This window comes from Flavobacterium sp. SLB02, from assembly GCF_009664855.1.
Classification (GTDB): domain Bacteria; phylum Bacteroidota; class Bacteroidia; order Flavobacteriales; family Flavobacteriaceae; genus Flavobacterium.
Genome location: NZ_CP045928.1, coordinates 5,893,044 through 5,909,221 on the forward strand (window position 1 = coordinate 5,893,044; position 16,178 = coordinate 5,909,221).

Sequence of the window (16,178 nt, forward strand, 5' to 3'; positions counted from 1 at the left end):
TTATACTTTTAAACCAATAACTTAGCTATTAATTCAGTTGTTATTTTTATGAAAAAACTATACTTCCTTCTTCTGTTTGCTTTGTTAGCCTGTAAGTCGAATACAACAACAGTAAGCGAAAAAGAGTCAAAATCAATTTCGGAACCACTTGAAATTACCTATAAAGTAAATGAGGCTGAAGTGTCTGACTTTCTAAAATATCTTTCTTCGGATGAATTAGAAGGTCGTGAAACCGGAACAAAAGGAATCGAAAAAGCAGCAGTGTTTTTAGAAGATTTTTTTAAGAAGAATAATGTAAAGCCTTATTTCTCCTCGTATCGTGATACGCTCACTAATTTTAAATCTCCCGCCTATAATATTGTTGGGGTTCTTGAAGGGACTGATCCTATGCTAAAAAAAGAATTTGTGGTATTAAGTGCGCATTACGATCATATTGGTCTGGAGAAAAAGCAACAGGAAGATGTGATTAATAATGGTGCTAACGATGATGCTTCAGGAGTTACGGCTGTTGCACAAATGGCAAAATATTTTAGTGAAACAAAATCAAATAAACGCAGTATTCTTCTTATATTTTTTGCCGGTGAAGAAAAAGGTTTGTTAGGTTCTAAAAGTTTAGTGCAGAAACTTCAAAAGCAAAACTTCAATTTATATGCACAATTAAATATCGAAATGATTGGTGTACCAATGAAACGCGATTATCTGGCTTACATTACCGGTTTTGATAAATCGAATATGGCTGAAAAAATAAATGAATACACAGGAAAAAAGACCATTGGGTTTTTACCAAAAGAAGCCGAGTATCAATTGTTTTACAGATCAGATAATTATTCGTTTTATGAAGCATTCAGGAAACCATGTCAGTCTATAAGTACTTTTGATTTTGAGAACTTCGATTTCTATCACCATGTTTCGGATGAATTTAAATTAATTGACATTCCGCACATGACCTCTTTTATTCAGGAATTTTTGCCAGCTGTGACCAAAATTGCTACTACACCAACTCAAGAAATTACAATGAATAAATAATCGGTCTTTTTATCTGATTTGCTTATTTTTGCCTTATGAAAAATATTATTGTTACCGGAACCAGCAGAGGAATTGGTTACGAATTAGCGTTACAATTTGCTAATGCCGGAAATCAGGTTTTGGCCATTTCCAGAAAAATACCTCAAACACTTTTAGAACATCAAAACATCACTTGCCTTTCAGTCGATTTGGCTGATGAAGCCGCTTTGCAGGAAGTAGACAGTTTTCTTTCTTCGACCTGGAAAAAAGTCGATGCTGTAGTGCATAATGCCGGAGCTTTATTATTAAAGCCTTTTGCTGAAACCACTCAGGCTGATTTTGAAAGTATTTATAAAGTGAATGTTTTTGCTGTGGCGAATCTTACCCGCATTTGTTTACCGTATCTTCAAAAAGGAAGTCATGTCGTTACAATTAGCTCGATTGGCGGAGTAAGAGGAAGTCTTAAATTTGCAGGATTAGCCGCTTACAGTTCAAGTAAAGGTGCTGTAATTACCTTAACCGAATTATTGGCAGAAGAATATAAAGAACAGGGAATTTCATTTAATGTTCTGGCTCTGGGATCAGTTCAGACTGAAATGCTAAATGAAGCTTTCCCGGGGTATCAGGCCCCAATTTCTGCTGAAGCAATGGCAACTTATATTTATGATTTTACTCTTAACGGAAATAAATATTTTAACGGGAAAGTGCTGGAGGTTTCTTCTACTAATCCTTAATTAAAATCCCAATTTTAGAAATTCCAAATTCCAAATCTGAATATTAAACTTTTAACTTCTAACAAATAACTTTTAACGTAAAAAGAAATTGAACGAAACTTTAGCCAGATATATACCGGAACATGCTGTAAAGCCTGTCTTTGATTTGATTGTTGCCAATCAGGTGCATCTTAAGATCGTAAATGAACGCCAAACACGTCATGGAGATTATAGGAGAGGACCGAGTGGAAAACATGAGATCACGGTAAATGCCAGTTTAAATAAGTACCGTTTTTTGATTACGTTGATTCATGAGATTTCGCATTTAGTTGCGTTTGAAAGGTTTGGACGAAATATAAAGCCACACGGAAATGAATGGAAACTTACCTTTCAGCGTATGATGGTTCCTTTTATCCGTCCGGAGATTTTCCCAAGTCAATTATTGCCTTTATTAGCAAGGCATTTTAAGAACCCATCTGCGAGTAGTGACACTGATACTACTTTGTCTTTGGCTTTAAAGCAATACGATGCGCAAAACGATAAAAACTATGTTTTTGAAATTCCGTACGGAAGTGTGTTCAGAATTAAAAACGGAAAAGTATTCAAGAAACTAGCCGTTAGGACAAAACGTTTTGAATGTATCGAAATCAGTTCAGGAAGAACGTATTTGTTTAATCCAAATGCTGAGGTAGAATTGATAAACCATCATTAAGCCTGATGAAAATTCCAATATTTTAAATTCCAAATTCCAACCGTAGAGAGGAAATTCCAAATAAAAAATTCCAAATTCCAATACTGATGCAGTTGGAATTTGGAATTTTTTTATTGAGTTCTTCCAGAATTGGAATTTAAAATATTGGAATTTTTATCCCTTAAGATATGCTTCTCTCACTTTTTTAAATAGGTTCGAAGAGTAAACAAACTTCACAATATCTTTGTTATCGGTTCTAAAGATTTCTTCTTTAGTTCCCTGCCAGGCTTTTACACCTTTTTTTAGGAAAACAATATTCTCACCAATTTCCATTACCGAATTCATATCGTGCGTATTGATTACCGTAGTGATATTGTATTCTTCGGTGATTTCTTTAATCAGGTTATCGATCAAAGTTGAGGTGTTCGGGTCTAAACCTGAGTTAGGTTCGTCACAAAATAAATATTTCGGATTGTTTACAATCGCACGGGCAATCGCCACACGTTTTTGCATACCACCAGAAATTTCAGAAGGTAATTTTTTATGCGCGTCAACAAGATTTACTCTTTCTAACACAAAATCAACACGTTCCTGAATTTTAGCTTTGTTATCGTTGGTGAACATTTTTAATGGGAAAGCGACATTTTCTTCAACAGTCATGGAGTCAAATAAAGCACTTCCCTGAAAAACCATTCCAATTTCAGTTCTTAATTCTCGTTTTTCGTCAGGGTTTAATTCAGAATAAATACGTCCGTCAAATTCAATTGTTCCTGAATCTGGAGTATGAATTCCTAATAAGGTTTTTAATAAAACCGTTTTTCCCGATCCACTTTGTCCAATAATCAAGTTGGTTTTTCCGGTTTCAAAAACCGTCGAAACGCCTTTTAAAACTTTACTGTCACCAAATGATTTTTCTATGTTTTTTACTTCGATCATTATCCTAATAATAATTGAGTTAATATATAATTAAAAAGAATGATACAAACAGAGGTCCATACAAATGAAACTGTACTTGCTTTACCAACTTCTAGTGCGCCACCTTTCATGTAATATCCGTGAAAAGACGGGATTGTAGCCAATAACATTGCGAATATTAAAGTTTTAATAAAAGCATAAGTGATATGAAAAGGAATAAACTCCATTTGAGCACCCTGAATAAAATCTTCACTGGTTGAAAATCCTCCATAAGCACAAGCAAGCCATCCTCCAAAAATCCCAAGGAACATACTAATACCAATTACAAAAGGATACATTAATAAAGCTATTATTTTTGGGAAAACTAAGTAGTTTAATGAGTTAACACCCATAACTTCTAAGGCATCAATTTGTTCTGTAACACGCATTGTACCAATACTTGATGTGATGTAAGATCCCATTTTTCCGGCCATAATCACCGAAATAAAAGTTGGAGCAAACTCCAAAATCACCGATTGACGTGTAGCAAATCCAATTAAATATTTTGGAATTAATGGATTAGTTAAGTTTAACGCGGTTTGAATGGCAACAACTCCTCCAATAAAAAAAGAGATAAAGCAAACAATGCCAAGAGAGTCGATTATTAAATCGTCGATTTCTTTAAAAATCAATTTTTTCATCACAGACCATTTCGTCTGTTTGTTAAAAATTTCTTTCAGCATTAAAAAATATCTTCCTAGTTGAGATATATAACGGATTAGCATCATAATTTTAGTAATATTGGCTAAATTAAGGATTAGTTTACAGTTTACAGTTTCAGTTTACAGTTTTTTAAGTTTTAAAAACTAAAAAAGCTTTTGTTTCATTTTCTGAAAACGATAATTTCTTATAAATTTAGCTTGTTCGGGTGTAACTAATAAAGGTGTTTTGGCTTTTTTTGCTTTCCAGAATCCTCTTATATAATCTAAAAATAAAAATGGTTTTTTCTTCATCATCGCCAGTTTTGCCGATGCAATTGCGGTAATCCAAAAACCGTATCCCAGCGTATAAAAAGCTTCTCCTTGTTTATAACGTGCTGTTTTGTTGTAATTTGCACCTGTTGGTTTAAGGTGTTTTACATGTAAAGATTCGTCGGTAACGATTTTCCAATCATAATATTTACAAAGTAATTCGTCTACCGTGTCCCAGCCCATAGCGGGTCTTAAGCCTCCAATTTGCTTGTAAGTTGCTGTACGATATGCTTTCAGTGCGCCACGAATATGATCTTTATCGGTTAGGTTTTCTAATATCCAGTCGCCATTTTTTTCGATGTAACAAAATCCTCCGACCATTCCAATTTTAGGATCAGATTCAAAATGTTTAATTATCGTTTCAAAATAATTAGGAGGAAAAATTAAATCACCGTCTATTTTTACAATAATATCATAATCCGAATCCAGCGTTTCGAAACCTTTCTGGAAAGCCTGAATTACTTTGCTTCCCGGCATATGAATCGCATCTGAAGTTTTATTTACAACAGAAATGAACGGATTGTCCTTAGCAAAACTCAAAACCACTTCTTCGGTTTTATCAGTCGAGTTGTCGTTTACAACCACCACTTTTGATGGCAAAACAGTTTGCGAAACCAAAGATTGCAAAGTCAGACCAATTAGATTTTGCTCGTTGTGAGCGGGAATAACGATGTAATATTTCATGTTTGTCAAATTAAATCCCAATCTTTTTAAATTCCAAATTCCAATCTTACCGGTTAGGTTCAAATTGGAATTTGGAATTTAAATATTGGAATTTGTTTTATGCTTTTATCTTTTCAGCTACCACAATATAATATCTTGGAGTGAAATATCTTAGTAATGGTCTGAAGCCAAACTTTTTTACCGGATGGGTGAATTTTTGGCGGTCGGTTATCTTCCAGCCTGTTTTTTCTAAAAGCCAGTCTAATTGCCAGTCTTCAAATTCGTGGTAATGTCTGTCCCACATATCTGTTTTAGAACGATATGCCGGAGAAAACCATAAACGTAACGGAATTGAAATTAATAATTTATCACACTTTACATTTTGTAGAATGGTGTACGGATTTAGCAAGTGTTCGAAAATTTCAAATGCAGTAAAAACAGTATAGTCTTCTGTTTGTAAAGCTGTTTGATCGTTGTCTAAATCTTCGCCTTTGGTGTTTTTTACGGTATAACCGTTTTCTTCCATTATTTTTGAGAATGGATTTGGTACACCAAAATCAAAAATGGTTTCTGATGTTTTAACGTGTTTTTGTAAAAACTCTAAGGTAAGTTTGAATCTTTTATTCGGAAACGTTTTTTCGTACATAGCGTTGCGAGGAACGAAACAATCTCTCGTTCTTGATTTTATAATTAGGTCGCAAATATACTAAAAAGTCCGCATTTTAAAATGCGGACTTTTTTTTAGTTTACAGTCGCAGTTTACAGTATTCAGTTCAGCATATTGTAAACTGTGACTGAATACTGCAACTATAAATTAATATCTATAAACAAATGCATTGACATTCATTCCTGCTCCAACTGAAGCAAAAATAACAACGTCTCCTTTGTTGATTTCATGATTTTCTAATTTTCCCTGAATCAATAAGTCAAATAAAGTAGGTACAGTTGCAACGCTGCTGTTTCCTAAATCATGAATACTCATTGGCATAATGTTTTCAGGTGCAGTTTTATCGTATAGTTTGTAGAAACGTGCAACGATGGCTTCATCCATTTTTTCGTTGGCCTGGTGAATCAGGATTTTCTTTACTTCATCAATACCGATTCCGCTTTTGTCTAAACAGCTTTTCATGGCACAAGGAACCTGGCTTAAAGCAAATTCGTAGATCTTACGACCGTACATTTTGATGTATTTAATATCCGGATCTAAATCTGGGTTGTATGATTTTCCGAAGAACAAAAAGTTGGCTTCATCATTGGCAAAAGTGGCACTTTCGTAAGATAGTAAACCTGCTTCATCATCAGAAGCTTCCAGAATTGAAGCACCGGCACCATCAGAATAAATCATAGAATCACGATCGTGATCGTCTACAACTCTTGATAACGTTTCAGCACCAATTACCAAAACACGTTTTGCCATACCTGACTTGATAAAAGCGTTGGCTTGCAAAACACCTTCGATCCAGCCCGGACATCCAAAAAGAATGTCGTAAGCGACACATTTAGGGTTTTTAATATTTAATTTGTTTTTTACACGAGTAGCTAAACTTGGTAAAATGTCAGATTGATTGGTTCCAGATTTTACATCGCCAAAATTGTGGGCGAAAATGATATAATCTAAGGTTTCACGATCTATTTTAGCATTTTCAAGTGCTCTTTCGGCAGCGAAAAAGGCTAAATCAGATGAGGTATGTTGGTCTTCGGCATAACGGCGATTTTCGATTCCGGTAATACCTTTGAATTTTTTAATTACAACTTCGTTAGGGTAAGCAAAAGGAGTTCCGTCTTCATTCAAAAAAACATGATCACCAAAGTCAGTATTGCTTACTTCTTTATTTGGAATATAGCTTCCGATGCCTATTATTTTTATTTTCATTATTCAGTAATTATCCGATAAATTTATTGCTAAAGTATAAATAAATTCATGATAACTATCATAAAAAATACTATGCATGCATATAATTATGAAATAATAATTATTTGTGGGATTTATTGTTAATTTTCTAACGAATTTTAAGTTTTACCGAGATTTCAAACGATTGAGATTTGTTTTTTGATTTATTTTTTTTTGGAAAAATTGTAAAGTTTTTTTATGTTTTGTTACAAATAAAACCGAAGTTTCAAAAAGTGTTAAAAAATAGAAAACCTTACGCTTTGTTTTGAAGTTTTGTAGGCGTTAATGTAGTTTTTGCGTGAGGATAGGAGGATGTCATTAAGTTAAGGAAAAATCTATAAAATTACTTAACAGTTCAATCAAGAACGTAATTAGAAAAATCCGTTTTTATCAGCGTTTTCGCTTTAGCGAATCAGTAAAATCAGCGTCTAATTTTGACGCGGATAAAAACAGATTTACTTCGTAAAAACGCGGATAAAAACGGATTTGATTTGCAATAATTTTATTTTCTAAAATCTTAACTTAATGACATTGAGATAGGAGGAATCCGCCGCAGCGGACCGGATAGCCCGACAGCATCCCGATAAAAGGGAGAATAAGCGTACAGTAAATTAGCTGTTTTACCGGGATGGTGGCACGCCCAGATTAAATTTTACATTATAGATTTCTGATTGTAGATTTTGAGAAAGCCTCTGGTTTCACGTTGCTGAACTTGAAACTTGAAACAAAAAATAAACCCGACAAGCTTTAAAAACGTGTCGGGTTTGGAAATTTATTTTAGGTAAAACTTATTTCTTAGTTTTCCATGTAAGCTTCGATAGGAGCACAGCTGCAAACTAAGTTTCTGTCACCGTAAGCATCATCTACACGACGAACTGATGGCCAGAATTTATTTTCAGCAATGTACTCTAATGGGTAAGCTGCTTTTTCTCTAGTGTATGGGAAATCCCAATTGTCAGTTGTTAACATTGCCAATGTGTGCGGTGCATTTTTCAATACATTGTTTTTATCATCGGCTGTTGCAACTTCAATTTCTTTTCTGATTGAAATAAGAGCGTCACAAAAACGATCTAATTCTGCTAAATCTTCAGATTCAGTTGGTTCGATCATTAAAGTTCCTGCTACCGGGAAAGAAACCGTAGGAGCGTGGAAACCGTAATCCATCAAACGTTTTGCTATATCACCCACTTCAATTCCGTTTTCTTTAAATGCACGACAATCTAAAATCATTTCGTGAGCCGCTCTTCCGCATTCTCCTGTGTAAAGAATTGGGTAGTGTCCTTCGAAACGGGATTTCATATAGTTGGCATTCAAAATAGCATGCTCTGTAGCACTTTTTAATCCTTCAGCTCCCATCATTGTGATGTAACCGTAAGAAATTAAACATACTAAAGCAGATCCGTAAGGAGCAGATGAAATAGCTGTAATTGCTTGTTCTCCGCCTACTTTAAGAATTGGGTTTGTTGGTAAAAATGGAACCAGTTTTTCGTTTACACAAATTGGCCCAACTCCAGGTCCACCACCACCATGAGGAATAGCAAATGTTTTGTGTAAGTTTAAGTGACAAACGTCGGCTCCAATTGTAGCAGGATTTGTTAATCCAACTTGCGCATTCATGTTTGCACCATCCATATATACTAATCCGCCATTATCGTGGATTAATTTAGTGATTTCAATAATCGAAGATTCGAAAACTCCGTGAGTAGAAGGATATGTTACCATTAAACAAGATAAGTCATCTTTGTGTTCAATAGCTTTTTCTCTTAAATCCTCTACGTCAATGTTTCCTTCAGGAGTCGTTTTAGTAACGATGATTTTCATTCCGGCCATAGCTGCAGAAGCAGGGTTGGTTCCGTGAGCAGATGAAGGAATTAAACATACATTACGGTGAGCTTCGTTTCTTGATAAATGATAAGCACGAATAGCCATTAACCCTGCATATTCGCCCTGAGCTCCAGAGTTTGGCTGTAATGTTGTTCCGGCAAATCCGGTAATTACATTTAGTTGCTGCTCTAATTTTTTAAGCATTGTGATGTAACCTTCTGCTTGTTCTACTGGTGCAAATGGGTGAATGCTGTTCCAGTTAGGCATTGATAAAGGCAACATTTCTGAAGCTGCGTTTAATTTCATCGTACAAGAACCTAATGAAATCATCGAATGGTTCAATGATAAATCTTTACGCTCTAATTTTTTGATGTAACGCATTATCTGACTTTCTGAATGATGATTGTTGAATACATCATGTGTTAAGAAAGGTGATGTTCTTTGTAGTGAAGCCGGTAATTGACTTGCAGCAGTTAGTTCAGCAACTGTGAAAGTTTCTTTTCCTAAAGCTTCAGCAAAAATGGCAATAATTTGATTGATGTCAGCAATTGAAGTCGTTTCGTTTAACGAAATAGAAATTGTATCTGCATCAACATAGTAGAAGTTAACTTTGTTTTTCTCTGCAATCACTTTTACTTTTTGAGCATCTGCTTTAACCAAAATAGTATCAAAGTAAGCTGTATTGGTTTGAAAAACGCCTAATTTATTTAATTCTTCAGCAGTAGTAACCGCCGATGCGTGAACTTTGTTTGCAATATATTGTAATCCTTTTGGTCCGTGGTAAACCGCATACATTCCGGCCATAACCGCAAGTAAAACCTGAGCCGTACAAATATTAGAAGTTGCTTTTTCACGTTTAATGTGCTGCTCACGAGTTCCTAATGCCATACGTAAAGCGCGGTTTCCGTTTACATCGATCGAAACTCCAATAATACGACCTGGCATAGATCGTTTGTATTCGTCTTTAGTTGCAAAAAAAGCAGCGTGAGGACCACCATAACCCATTGGTACACCAAAACGTTGTGAAGTTCCAACCACTACTGCAGCTCCCATTTCTCCCGGAGAAGTTAAAGCCGCTAATGATAAAATATCAGCAGCAAAGGCAACTTTGATTTCGTTTTCTTTTGCTTTAGCAACAAAAGCACTATAATCGTTTACCTGACCGTATTTTCCCGGATATTGTAAAATGGCTCCGAAGAATTCATTTGAGAAATTAAAAGTTTCGTGGTTTCCAACAACTAATTCAATCCCGATAGGAGTCGAACGCGTTTGAAGTATGGATAAAGTTTGTGGTAAAATTTCTTCAGAAACGAAGAATTTGTTGGTGTTATTTTTCTTTTGGTCACGAGTACGAACATCAAATAACAAAGCCATAGCTTCGGCGGCGGCAGTTCCTTCATCAAGTAAAGAAGCGTTTGCAATTTCCATTCCTGTAAGTTCAATAACTGTAGTCTGGAAATTTAATATTGCTTCAAGACGACCTTGAGCAATTTCTGCCTGATAAGGCGTGTAAGCTGTATACCATCCTGGATTTTCGAAGATATTTCTCTGAATTGGCGCAGGAACGATAGTTGGGTGATAACCCAAACCAATATATGATTTGAATACTTTGTTTTTCTTTCCTAATTCCTGAATATGATTAGCGAATTCGTATTCCGTCATTGCAGGATCCAAATTCAAAGGTGCTTTTAAACGAATATCATCCGGAAGGGTTTCGTAAACAAGTTGTTCGATCGATTCAACCCCAATGGTTTGTAACATGTGTTGAAGATCTGTTTCTCTTGGGCCAATGTGTCTTAAAGCAAAAGCATCTGTTCTCATTTGTAGCTATCTAATTTTTTAAGGGCAATGCAATTCACGATGTATTGTCTTTGACTTAATCAAGTGTAACACAAGGTTTATTACATTTTATAGTAAATGTGTTGTTTTTTTGTCGCGCAAAATTAAGTATTATTAATAATTTAATAGGTATTTTTAACTTCAATTTTTATGAAATTTACAACTAAAGAGTTGATTTGTTAATAATTGATTAGATTTAAGAAATGAAACTACTAAAACAGATATTCGATTTTTACCTCAATAGCAGTATTCATGTGGCTTTATCCTGTTATGCTTTGGTTTGGGTTACGTTTCATGTGTTTCATCTTCAGTATGATGAACCAATGGCTTTGTTCGTTTTTTTTGGAACAATTGTGGGGTATAATTTTGTTAAATATGATACTTTGGTTCGTGTGAAGAAAAAACCAATAGGAAATCAATTGAAAATTATCGCTGTTTTAAGTCTCATTTCACTCGTTTTAGTTGGGTATTATTTTTTTCATCTCAAACGAATTACACAAATCGTTTCGGTTATCATTTTTGCTATCACCGCACTTTATACTTTACCCTTTTTCCCGAACAGAAAAAATGCCCGAAACTGGGCAGGTGTCAAGATTTATATCGTGGCGCTTTGTTGGGTAGGAGCCACTTTGGTTTTGCCTTATATAAATGCAGAAGTTCCGTTTACATCCAATTTTTTCATTAAGTGTATTCAGCGATTTGTATTGGTTTTTGTACTGATTCTGGTTTTCGAAATTTTAGATTTGGCCAATGACGATCCGCATCTCAAAACCGTTCCCCAAACCATAGGCGTAAAGCGCACCAAGGTTTTAGGGCTTTCGCTTTTAGTTCCGTTTTGGATTGTGGGGATTTTGTCTTTCAGTTTTCATGACCTTATTATAAATCTGATTATGGTGGTCATGCTCATGTTGTTTATCTTATTCGCAAACTCAAACCGATCTAAATATTATACTTCTTTCTGGGTCGAAAGCGTTCCGATATTTTGGTGGTTGATGATTGTATTTTTATAAAAAAATCGATGTTGATGCATCGGGATTTCTAAATGATAATATTTTAGGCGTGTCCCTCCGGGCCGGGCTTTCGACTATATCTTTTATTCCGCTCCGCTACATAAAAGAATACCGCCTCAATCCTTCACGCAAACTGTAAAAAGAGAAAATTCATTTTCAAGAGAAATTTATTAATCATTTGTATGAATAGCCTCCAGCTTTAGCTGGAGGTAATAAATGAAATTCAATCTGGGTTTAGCCGAAAGATAAAGTTTGGCTAAAGCCACTAACATTCTATTATATTTTTCTCCAGTTAAAGCTGGAGCCTATTGAGATTATTTTAAAATCTGCCCAATCTGCTAAATCTGCGAGAGAAAAATTTCAAAATAATTATTTTGTTTTCTCTTCTGCCAACGCTTTATTCAAATCAGCTTTAGCTTCGTTTAATTTCTTTCTTTTTTTATCGATTTTTTCTTGACTTTCTTTGTCTTTAATCGCTTCGTTCAAATCAGCAGTTTTCTCTTTAACTTTTTGTTGTTTTTCTTTTACCTTTTTGTCAAGATCAGAAGTCATATTTTAAGTCTGTTTTTTCTGAGACTTCTTTCAAAACTTTATTTCGTTCTAGAAGAAAATTAGTAAGATGCTTTTCTAAAAATAATATATCGAAAAGTTCCCCGAAAAGTCCAAACGGAGTTTCATATTGTAATTTATCTTTCATTATGGTAATTCCGTTTTCTTCTGCAAAAAAGTGTTCGTGTTTAAACGATTTGAATTTTCCTTCTTCCATTTCATCCACAAAATAATCGTAGAAAGTCATTGCCGTAATTTGGCTTTTGTGTGTGAGATAAAAGCCGAAATGTTTCCTACGCCAGGTTACCGTTTCGTTCAAATTTATTAATCCAGATCTTACACCGGCAATTGCTTTTTCGTTTGTAGGACTTGCAGATTTTTGATGAATATCGATGTTTCGCGAAGCATTAAAAACGGTTTGTTTTGGTGCTTTTATTTTGGTTGTGAGATTGATTGTTGTCATTGATTTAAGCTTGTTTTTGCGCAATCTTTGTCATCCGAGGAACCAGGGATCACACTAGAAACTCCGCATAGGATATCGACAATTCTTTGTCGAACTTCGTGTGTGATCCCTCGTTCGGGATGACAAAAGTATGGATAGTTTTAGTGTACTAAATCTCGAAATGCCTCATCAATATCACCAAACTTAAATTCAAACCCATTCTCTAAAAGCCTTTTCGGAATCACATTTCTGCTTTTCAAAACCAATTCTGCTTCTGTGCGAATAAAGAAAGATCCAATTTTAAGGAGAAAAGTATTCACTGGAATCCCGAAAGGAAAACCGACAGCTTTTCTAAGTTTCTGTGTAAAATCAGCATTGCGAATTGGTTTCGGAGAAACAACGTTAATTACTCCTGTAATTTCTTTCTCAATAACAAAATCAACCGCATTGGCAAAATCTTCTTCATGAATCCAACTGATGAATTGATTTCCTTTACCTTGTTTTCCACCAAAACCAATTTTTGCCAAAGTTTTAAGCGGAATAAAAGCACCGCCATTTTTTCCTAAAACAATTGAAGTTCTTAAAGCAGTTTTTAAAGTATTAGGAGTTTCAGTTTTAAAGAATGCTTTTTCCCAGGACAAAGCGACATTTATAGAAAAATCATTTCCGATTTCTCCGTCAACCTCACCCATTTCTTTATCCAGAGAAAAACGATATATTGTAGAAGTTGATGAATTCAGCCAATGTTGTGGCGGTTTTTTGCAATTCAAAACGGCTTTGTTTAAAACCTTTGTACTCTCAATTCGGGATAGTAAGATTTCTTTTTTGTTTTCTTGGGTATAACGACAATCAACTGATTTTCCTGCAAGGTTTATTAGAACCGTTGCATTTTCCAATTCATTTTCCCAACCTGAAAAACTTCTGGCATTCCAGTTTACATATTTTATTCCGTCAATTGTTTGAGATTTTCCACGGGTCAGAATTACAATTTCTTCAAATTTATCTTTGAAATGATTAATTAAAACTTGTCCTAGAAAACCGGTTCCGGCGGCAATAATGAGTTTTTTCATTTGTAAGTGATTTTTTAGCCACGAATTGCACGAATTTTCAATTTGATAATTAAAAAAATATAGTTCGTGAAAATTGGTGAAATTCGTGGCAAACTTTTTTAATATGAAGTTATGCTTTAAAAACCAATCGTTCTTCTTCGTGAGCTTCTTTTGCTTTTCTTTTTCCTCTAAAAAAGAAATATAAGTTGAAGAATAACATGACACCAAGATAGATAGAAAATCCCCCAATTTTGTAGCTCAATCTTTCGATCAGTTCCTGATAAGTATCTTGTCCTAATTGCAATTGTAAAATCATTAAAGCAAAACCAATATTTAAAAGATAAAAGCCGGTTTCAAAAAGTCTGTTGGTTGCTTCGGCAATTTCTTCACGGCCTTTGAAAATATCCAGCATGAAAATTTTTCCGTTTTTAAAAAGTGTTTTAGAAACATAATAAGTAAGGAATAAAGCAACTGGTAAATAAATGCCGTAACCGATTAAGATTTTTGTAGTTTCCATGATATTTGAATTTAAGTGTTATTTGATTAATTTGTCAATGTACTTGGTTAGAATTATAATGTTGAGATAGTGCAAAACTGAAATGATAAAAATGATGATGGCTGTTTTTATCCCGATTGTTTCTATAAGCTGAGTTGAGGATAAGATTTTCTGCCAGGAAATTAGGGTCATCGCACAATAACCAATATTTAAGAGATAATAGCCTAAAAGCAAAACCTGATTTATTTTTTGACAAATATCTGCATGATTAGGAATCAGTTCTGCTACATAAATATTTCCGTTTTTGTAACAAATTTTTCCAACTCTCAAGATGATAAAAATCGTTATGCTGAGATAGATAAAATATCCTGTAATATTAAGATTCATAATTGCCGATTTATAAATTAATGATCGCGAATTTATTATGCCATTTCCTCCAGATCCTTTACAGATTCTAATTTTCTTTTATTCTTAACTGTAATTTTGGAACCTTTCGCAAGAAAAACTGAAGTTGGCTTTATGTTTTGAAGGAATTTAAAATCCTCTCCATATGTTTTTTCAAAATCAATCTCAATTGCATGATTTAAAACTTCATATTGCTCCCATCTTGGATGCTGAACTTCGTATTCGAAAGTGAGGTTTTTTGTGATTTTGGTATAACCAAAATAATGTTCTGTAATAAATTCAGCTTCAGAATCAATTTTAATTTCCGTTAAACCTTTTTTAGTTTCTAATTGAATCGTGTTCCATCTTTCCTGATTCTTCCATTGATAAATGAAAGTATTGGTTGTATCACCTTCAATAATTTCATGTTTCATTTTCTGAGTTTCATAATGTTCCTGATACAAAGTGTTGGCGATAAAAGTGATTGCTTTTTTAGGAACAATTTCTTTGATGAAAACTACGCCGCGTTTCCATTGGCCGTTTTCGAAACGTTTTACATAGAATCTTAAATTGACTTCTTCAAAATCTGCATGAAATGGCACTTTCAATCCTAAAACTTTGGTGTTTTTGAACATAAAACCAACCAGGCTTATATAACATTTGTTGTTCCAAAGATCTATTTGAGTTCCTGCAGGAACATATTTTTCTAAGATTTTAGCATCAACTTCATAATTGAAAAGTGCTAGGTTTTTCCATTCGGCTTTTAAGAAATTCATTGGTGTGCTTTTTTAAACGTTATATAAGAAAAGTAAATTGCAAGTATTGGAGGTATTGTAACTAAAATTAAGTAAACAAATTCCCATGAAAGTATTAACGCATTCACAAACAACAATAAGAAGAAAAAAATAACCCCGTTTATATAGTTTTGAAGGTTTTTGTCCTGCGGCTCATCGATTAACATTTTTATTCCGAAAATCAATTGAAATAAACCGGTAAGTATTGTTGAAAGTAGACCGCAACAGGCTATTTCTGCACTAGAAATAAGTCCTATTAGAATTAGTAAGATTGGCATGCCAACAAAGAAGTAATTAAGATAATTTATAGCTTTCATAGTTATTGAGTGTTTTAAACTTTCAGAAAAAAATGAAAGTTTTAATTAAATTTTTTTACTTCATTATTTTTAGAACCAAACGACCCAACCAGTTTTCGTTGAATTCTGTCATTTTATCTAGCATATTATCTGCTTTCAAAACGAAATCATACAATTTAGAAGTTTGATCTACAAAATGTTTTTCCTCAGCCGAATTACTGGCATCAATTGTAGAAACTTCCTTTAATATTTTAAGAGCAGGTTTAATTTCTCTTTTGCTTCTTTCTCGGGCAATTTTTACGGCCAATTCGTCAAGATCTTTTTCGGCAGTAAAAAATTCTCTTCTTTCTCCGGCTTTGTATTCTTTATATACAATTCCCCAATCCATCAAAGCTTTTAAATTCATGCTGGTATTGCCGCGGGAAATTTGCAATTCTTCCATAATATCTTCCATAGAAACAGGCTCGTTCGAGACCATTAATAAAGCATGGATTTGCGCCATTGTTTTATTAATTCCCCATTGAGAACCTAATGCTCCCCAGGTTTGTACGAACTTATTTTTTGCTTCTTTGAATTCCATAGATCAAATGTAAGTAAAAGTTTTTAA

18 protein-coding genes are annotated in these 16,178 nt (G+C 34.1%); 4 read left to right on the forward strand and 14 right to left on the reverse strand.

The genetic code is table 11. The annotated features are described in order from the left end of the window. Positions 1-48: 48 nt before the first annotated feature. The 3 genes from GIY83_RS22550 to GIY83_RS22560 all read left to right on the forward strand — a co-directional run bounded on the left by GIY83_RS22550 (position 49) and on the right by GIY83_RS22560 (position 2,430). A complete protein-coding gene (locus tag GIY83_RS22550) occupies positions 49-1,026 on the forward strand; it encodes a M20/M25/M40 family metallo-hydrolase (protein ID WP_208683566.1) in 978 nt (325 codons plus the stop codon). Positions 1,027-1,061: 35 nt separating this feature from the next. After that, positions 1,062-1,739 carry an SDR family oxidoreductase gene (locus GIY83_RS22555; protein ID WP_208683568.1) on the forward strand — a complete coding sequence of 226 codons (678 nt, stop codon included), beginning with the start codon at positions 1,062-1,064 and terminating at the stop codon, positions 1,737-1,739. Between the two features lie 88 nt (positions 1,740-1,827). Then, entirely contained in the window at positions 1,828-2,430 is a 603-nt protein-coding gene (locus GIY83_RS22560; protein WP_194617110.1) for a SprT-like domain-containing protein, read from the forward strand. A 153-nt stretch (positions 2,431-2,583) separates the two neighbouring features. Here GIY83_RS22560 and GIY83_RS22565 read toward each other — a convergent pair whose 3' ends face one another. The 6 genes from GIY83_RS22565 to gcvP all read right to left on the reverse strand — a co-directional run bounded on the left by GIY83_RS22565 (position 2,584) and on the right by gcvP (position 10,533). Continuing rightward, entirely contained in the window at positions 2,584-3,345 is a 762-nt protein-coding gene (locus GIY83_RS22565; RefSeq protein WP_194617111.1) for an ABC transporter ATP-binding protein, read from the reverse strand. Continuing rightward, complete coding sequence (locus tag GIY83_RS22570) at positions 3,345-4,091, reverse strand: ABC transporter permease (protein WP_194617112.1); 747 nt, start codon at positions 4,089-4,091, stop codon at positions 3,345-3,347. Before GIY83_RS22570 ends, GIY83_RS22565 begins: the two co-directional genes overlap by 1 nt. Before the next feature lie 78 nt (positions 4,092-4,169). Continuing rightward, positions 4,170-5,018 (reverse strand): glycosyltransferase family 2 protein, encoded by an 849-nt coding sequence (locus tag GIY83_RS22575; protein WP_194617113.1) that lies wholly within the window; start codon positions 5,016-5,018, stop codon positions 4,170-4,172. Between the two features lie 97 nt (positions 5,019-5,115). Next, positions 5,116-5,643, reverse strand: a complete 528-nt coding sequence (locus GIY83_RS22580; protein WP_173972579.1) for a methyltransferase — start codon at positions 5,641-5,643, stop codon at positions 5,116-5,118. A gap of 168 nt (positions 5,644-5,811) precedes the next feature. Continuing rightward, positions 5,812-6,870 (reverse strand): 3-oxoacyl-ACP synthase III family protein, encoded by a 1,059-nt coding sequence (locus GIY83_RS22585; protein WP_194617114.1) that lies wholly within the window; start codon positions 6,868-6,870, stop codon positions 5,812-5,814. Positions 6,871-7,683: 813 nt separating this feature from the next. Further along, positions 7,684-10,533, reverse strand: coding sequence for an aminomethyl-transferring glycine dehydrogenase (gene gcvP / locus GIY83_RS22590; protein WP_194617115.1), 2,850 nt, complete (start codon positions 10,531-10,533; stop codon positions 7,684-7,686). A 221-nt stretch (positions 10,534-10,754) separates the two neighbouring features. On the opposite strand from gcvP, the gene GIY83_RS22595 reads away from it, so the two are divergent. After that, a complete protein-coding gene (locus GIY83_RS22595; protein ID WP_208683570.1) occupies positions 10,755-11,561 on the forward strand; it encodes a hypothetical protein in 807 nt (268 codons plus the stop codon). 369 nt (positions 11,562-11,930) lie between these two features. Here GIY83_RS22595 and GIY83_RS22600 read toward each other — a convergent pair whose 3' ends face one another. The 8 genes from GIY83_RS22600 to GIY83_RS22635 all read right to left on the reverse strand — a co-directional run bounded on the left by GIY83_RS22600 (position 11,931) and on the right by GIY83_RS22635 (position 16,151). Further along, positions 11,931-12,113: a DUF1090 family protein gene (locus GIY83_RS22600; protein WP_194617117.1), complete on the reverse strand. Its 183-nt coding sequence runs from the start codon at positions 12,111-12,113 to the stop codon at positions 11,931-11,933. Then, entirely contained in the window at positions 12,103-12,573 is a 471-nt protein-coding gene (locus GIY83_RS22605; RefSeq protein ID WP_208683572.1) for an SRPBCC family protein, read from the reverse strand. The genes GIY83_RS22600 and GIY83_RS22605 overlap by 11 nt, the downstream gene beginning before the upstream one ends. Before the next feature lie 140 nt (positions 12,574-12,713). Then, positions 12,714-13,622 (reverse strand): TIGR01777 family oxidoreductase, encoded by a 909-nt coding sequence (locus tag GIY83_RS22610; RefSeq protein WP_208683574.1) that lies wholly within the window; start codon positions 13,620-13,622, stop codon positions 12,714-12,716. A gap of 109 nt (positions 13,623-13,731) precedes the next feature. Then, positions 13,732-14,118, reverse strand: coding sequence for a hypothetical protein (locus GIY83_RS22615; RefSeq protein ID WP_208683576.1), 387 nt, complete (start codon positions 14,116-14,118; stop codon positions 13,732-13,734). An 18-nt stretch (positions 14,119-14,136) separates the two neighbouring features. Continuing rightward, the gene (locus GIY83_RS22620) at positions 14,137-14,484 is read right to left on the reverse strand and encodes a hypothetical protein (RefSeq protein ID WP_194617121.1); all 348 of its coding nucleotides are present in this window, start codon (positions 14,482-14,484) and stop codon (positions 14,137-14,139) included. A 35-nt stretch (positions 14,485-14,519) separates the two neighbouring features. After that, positions 14,520-15,257, reverse strand: coding sequence for a YqjF family protein (locus GIY83_RS22625; protein WP_208683578.1), 738 nt, complete (start codon positions 15,255-15,257; stop codon positions 14,520-14,522). Continuing rightward, a complete protein-coding gene (locus tag GIY83_RS22630) occupies positions 15,254-15,592 on the reverse strand; it encodes a hypothetical protein (RefSeq protein WP_194617123.1) in 339 nt (112 codons plus the stop codon). Before GIY83_RS22630 ends, GIY83_RS22625 begins: the two co-directional genes overlap by 4 nt. Positions 15,593-15,647: 55 nt before the next feature. After that, positions 15,648-16,151: a GbsR/MarR family transcriptional regulator gene (locus GIY83_RS22635; protein WP_194617124.1), complete on the reverse strand. Its 504-nt coding sequence runs from the start codon at positions 16,149-16,151 to the stop codon at positions 15,648-15,650. Positions 16,152-16,178: the final 27 nt, after the last annotated feature.

What these genes read in the sequence shown, in the direction of transcription:
- GIY83_RS22595 (WP_208683570.1), top strand. Translation starts at nt 10,755, where the DNA reads ATGAAACTACTAAAACAGATATTCGATTTTTACCTCAATAGCAGTATT.
- GIY83_RS22565 (WP_194617111.1), bottom strand. Translation starts at nt 3,345, where the DNA reads ATGATCGAAGTAAAAAACATAGAAAAATCATTTGGTGACAGTAAAGTT.
- GIY83_RS22550 (WP_208683566.1), top strand. Translation starts at nt 49, where the DNA reads ATGAAAAAACTATACTTCCTTCTTCTGTTTGCTTTGTTAGCCTGTAAG.
- GIY83_RS22615 (WP_208683576.1), bottom strand. Translation starts at nt 14,118, where the DNA reads ATGGAAACTACAAAAATCTTAATCGGTTACGGCATTTATTTACCAGTT.
- GIY83_RS22635 (WP_194617124.1), bottom strand. Translation starts at nt 16,151, where the DNA reads ATGGAATTCAAAGAAGCAAAAAATAAGTTCGTACAAACCTGGGGAGCA.
- gcvP (WP_194617115.1), bottom strand. Translation starts at nt 10,533, where the DNA reads ATGAGAACAGATGCTTTTGCTTTAAGACACATTGGCCCAAGAGAAACA.
- GIY83_RS22570 (WP_194617112.1), bottom strand. Translation starts at nt 4,091, where the DNA reads ATGATGCTAATCCGTTATATATCTCAACTAGGAAGATATTTTTTAATG.
- GIY83_RS22575 (WP_194617113.1), bottom strand. Translation starts at nt 5,018, where the DNA reads ATGAAATATTACATCGTTATTCCCGCTCACAACGAGCAAAATCTAATT.
- GIY83_RS22605 (WP_208683572.1), bottom strand. Translation starts at nt 12,573, where the DNA reads ATGACAACAATCAATCTCACAACCAAAATAAAAGCACCAAAACAAACC.
- GIY83_RS22610 (WP_208683574.1), bottom strand. Translation starts at nt 13,622, where the DNA reads ATGAAAAAACTCATTATTGCCGCCGGAACCGGTTTTCTAGGACAAGTT.
- GIY83_RS22585 (WP_194617114.1), bottom strand. Translation starts at nt 6,870, where the DNA reads ATGAAAATAAAAATAATAGGCATCGGAAGCTATATTCCAAATAAAGAA.
- GIY83_RS22625 (WP_208683578.1), bottom strand. Translation starts at nt 15,257, where the DNA reads ATGAATTTCTTAAAAGCCGAATGGAAAAACCTAGCACTTTTCAATTAT.
- GIY83_RS22555 (WP_208683568.1), top strand. Translation starts at nt 1,062, where the DNA reads ATGAAAAATATTATTGTTACCGGAACCAGCAGAGGAATTGGTTACGAA.
- GIY83_RS22600 (WP_194617117.1), bottom strand. Translation starts at nt 12,113, where the DNA reads ATGACTTCTGATCTTGACAAAAAGGTAAAAGAAAAACAACAAAAAGTT.
- GIY83_RS22580 (WP_173972579.1), bottom strand. Translation starts at nt 5,643, where the DNA reads ATGTACGAAAAAACGTTTCCGAATAAAAGATTCAAACTTACCTTAGAG.
- GIY83_RS22620 (WP_194617121.1), bottom strand. Translation starts at nt 14,484, where the DNA reads ATGAATCTTAATATTACAGGATATTTTATCTATCTCAGCATAACGATT.
- GIY83_RS22630 (WP_194617123.1), bottom strand. Translation starts at nt 15,592, where the DNA reads ATGAAAGCTATAAATTATCTTAATTACTTCTTTGTTGGCATGCCAATC.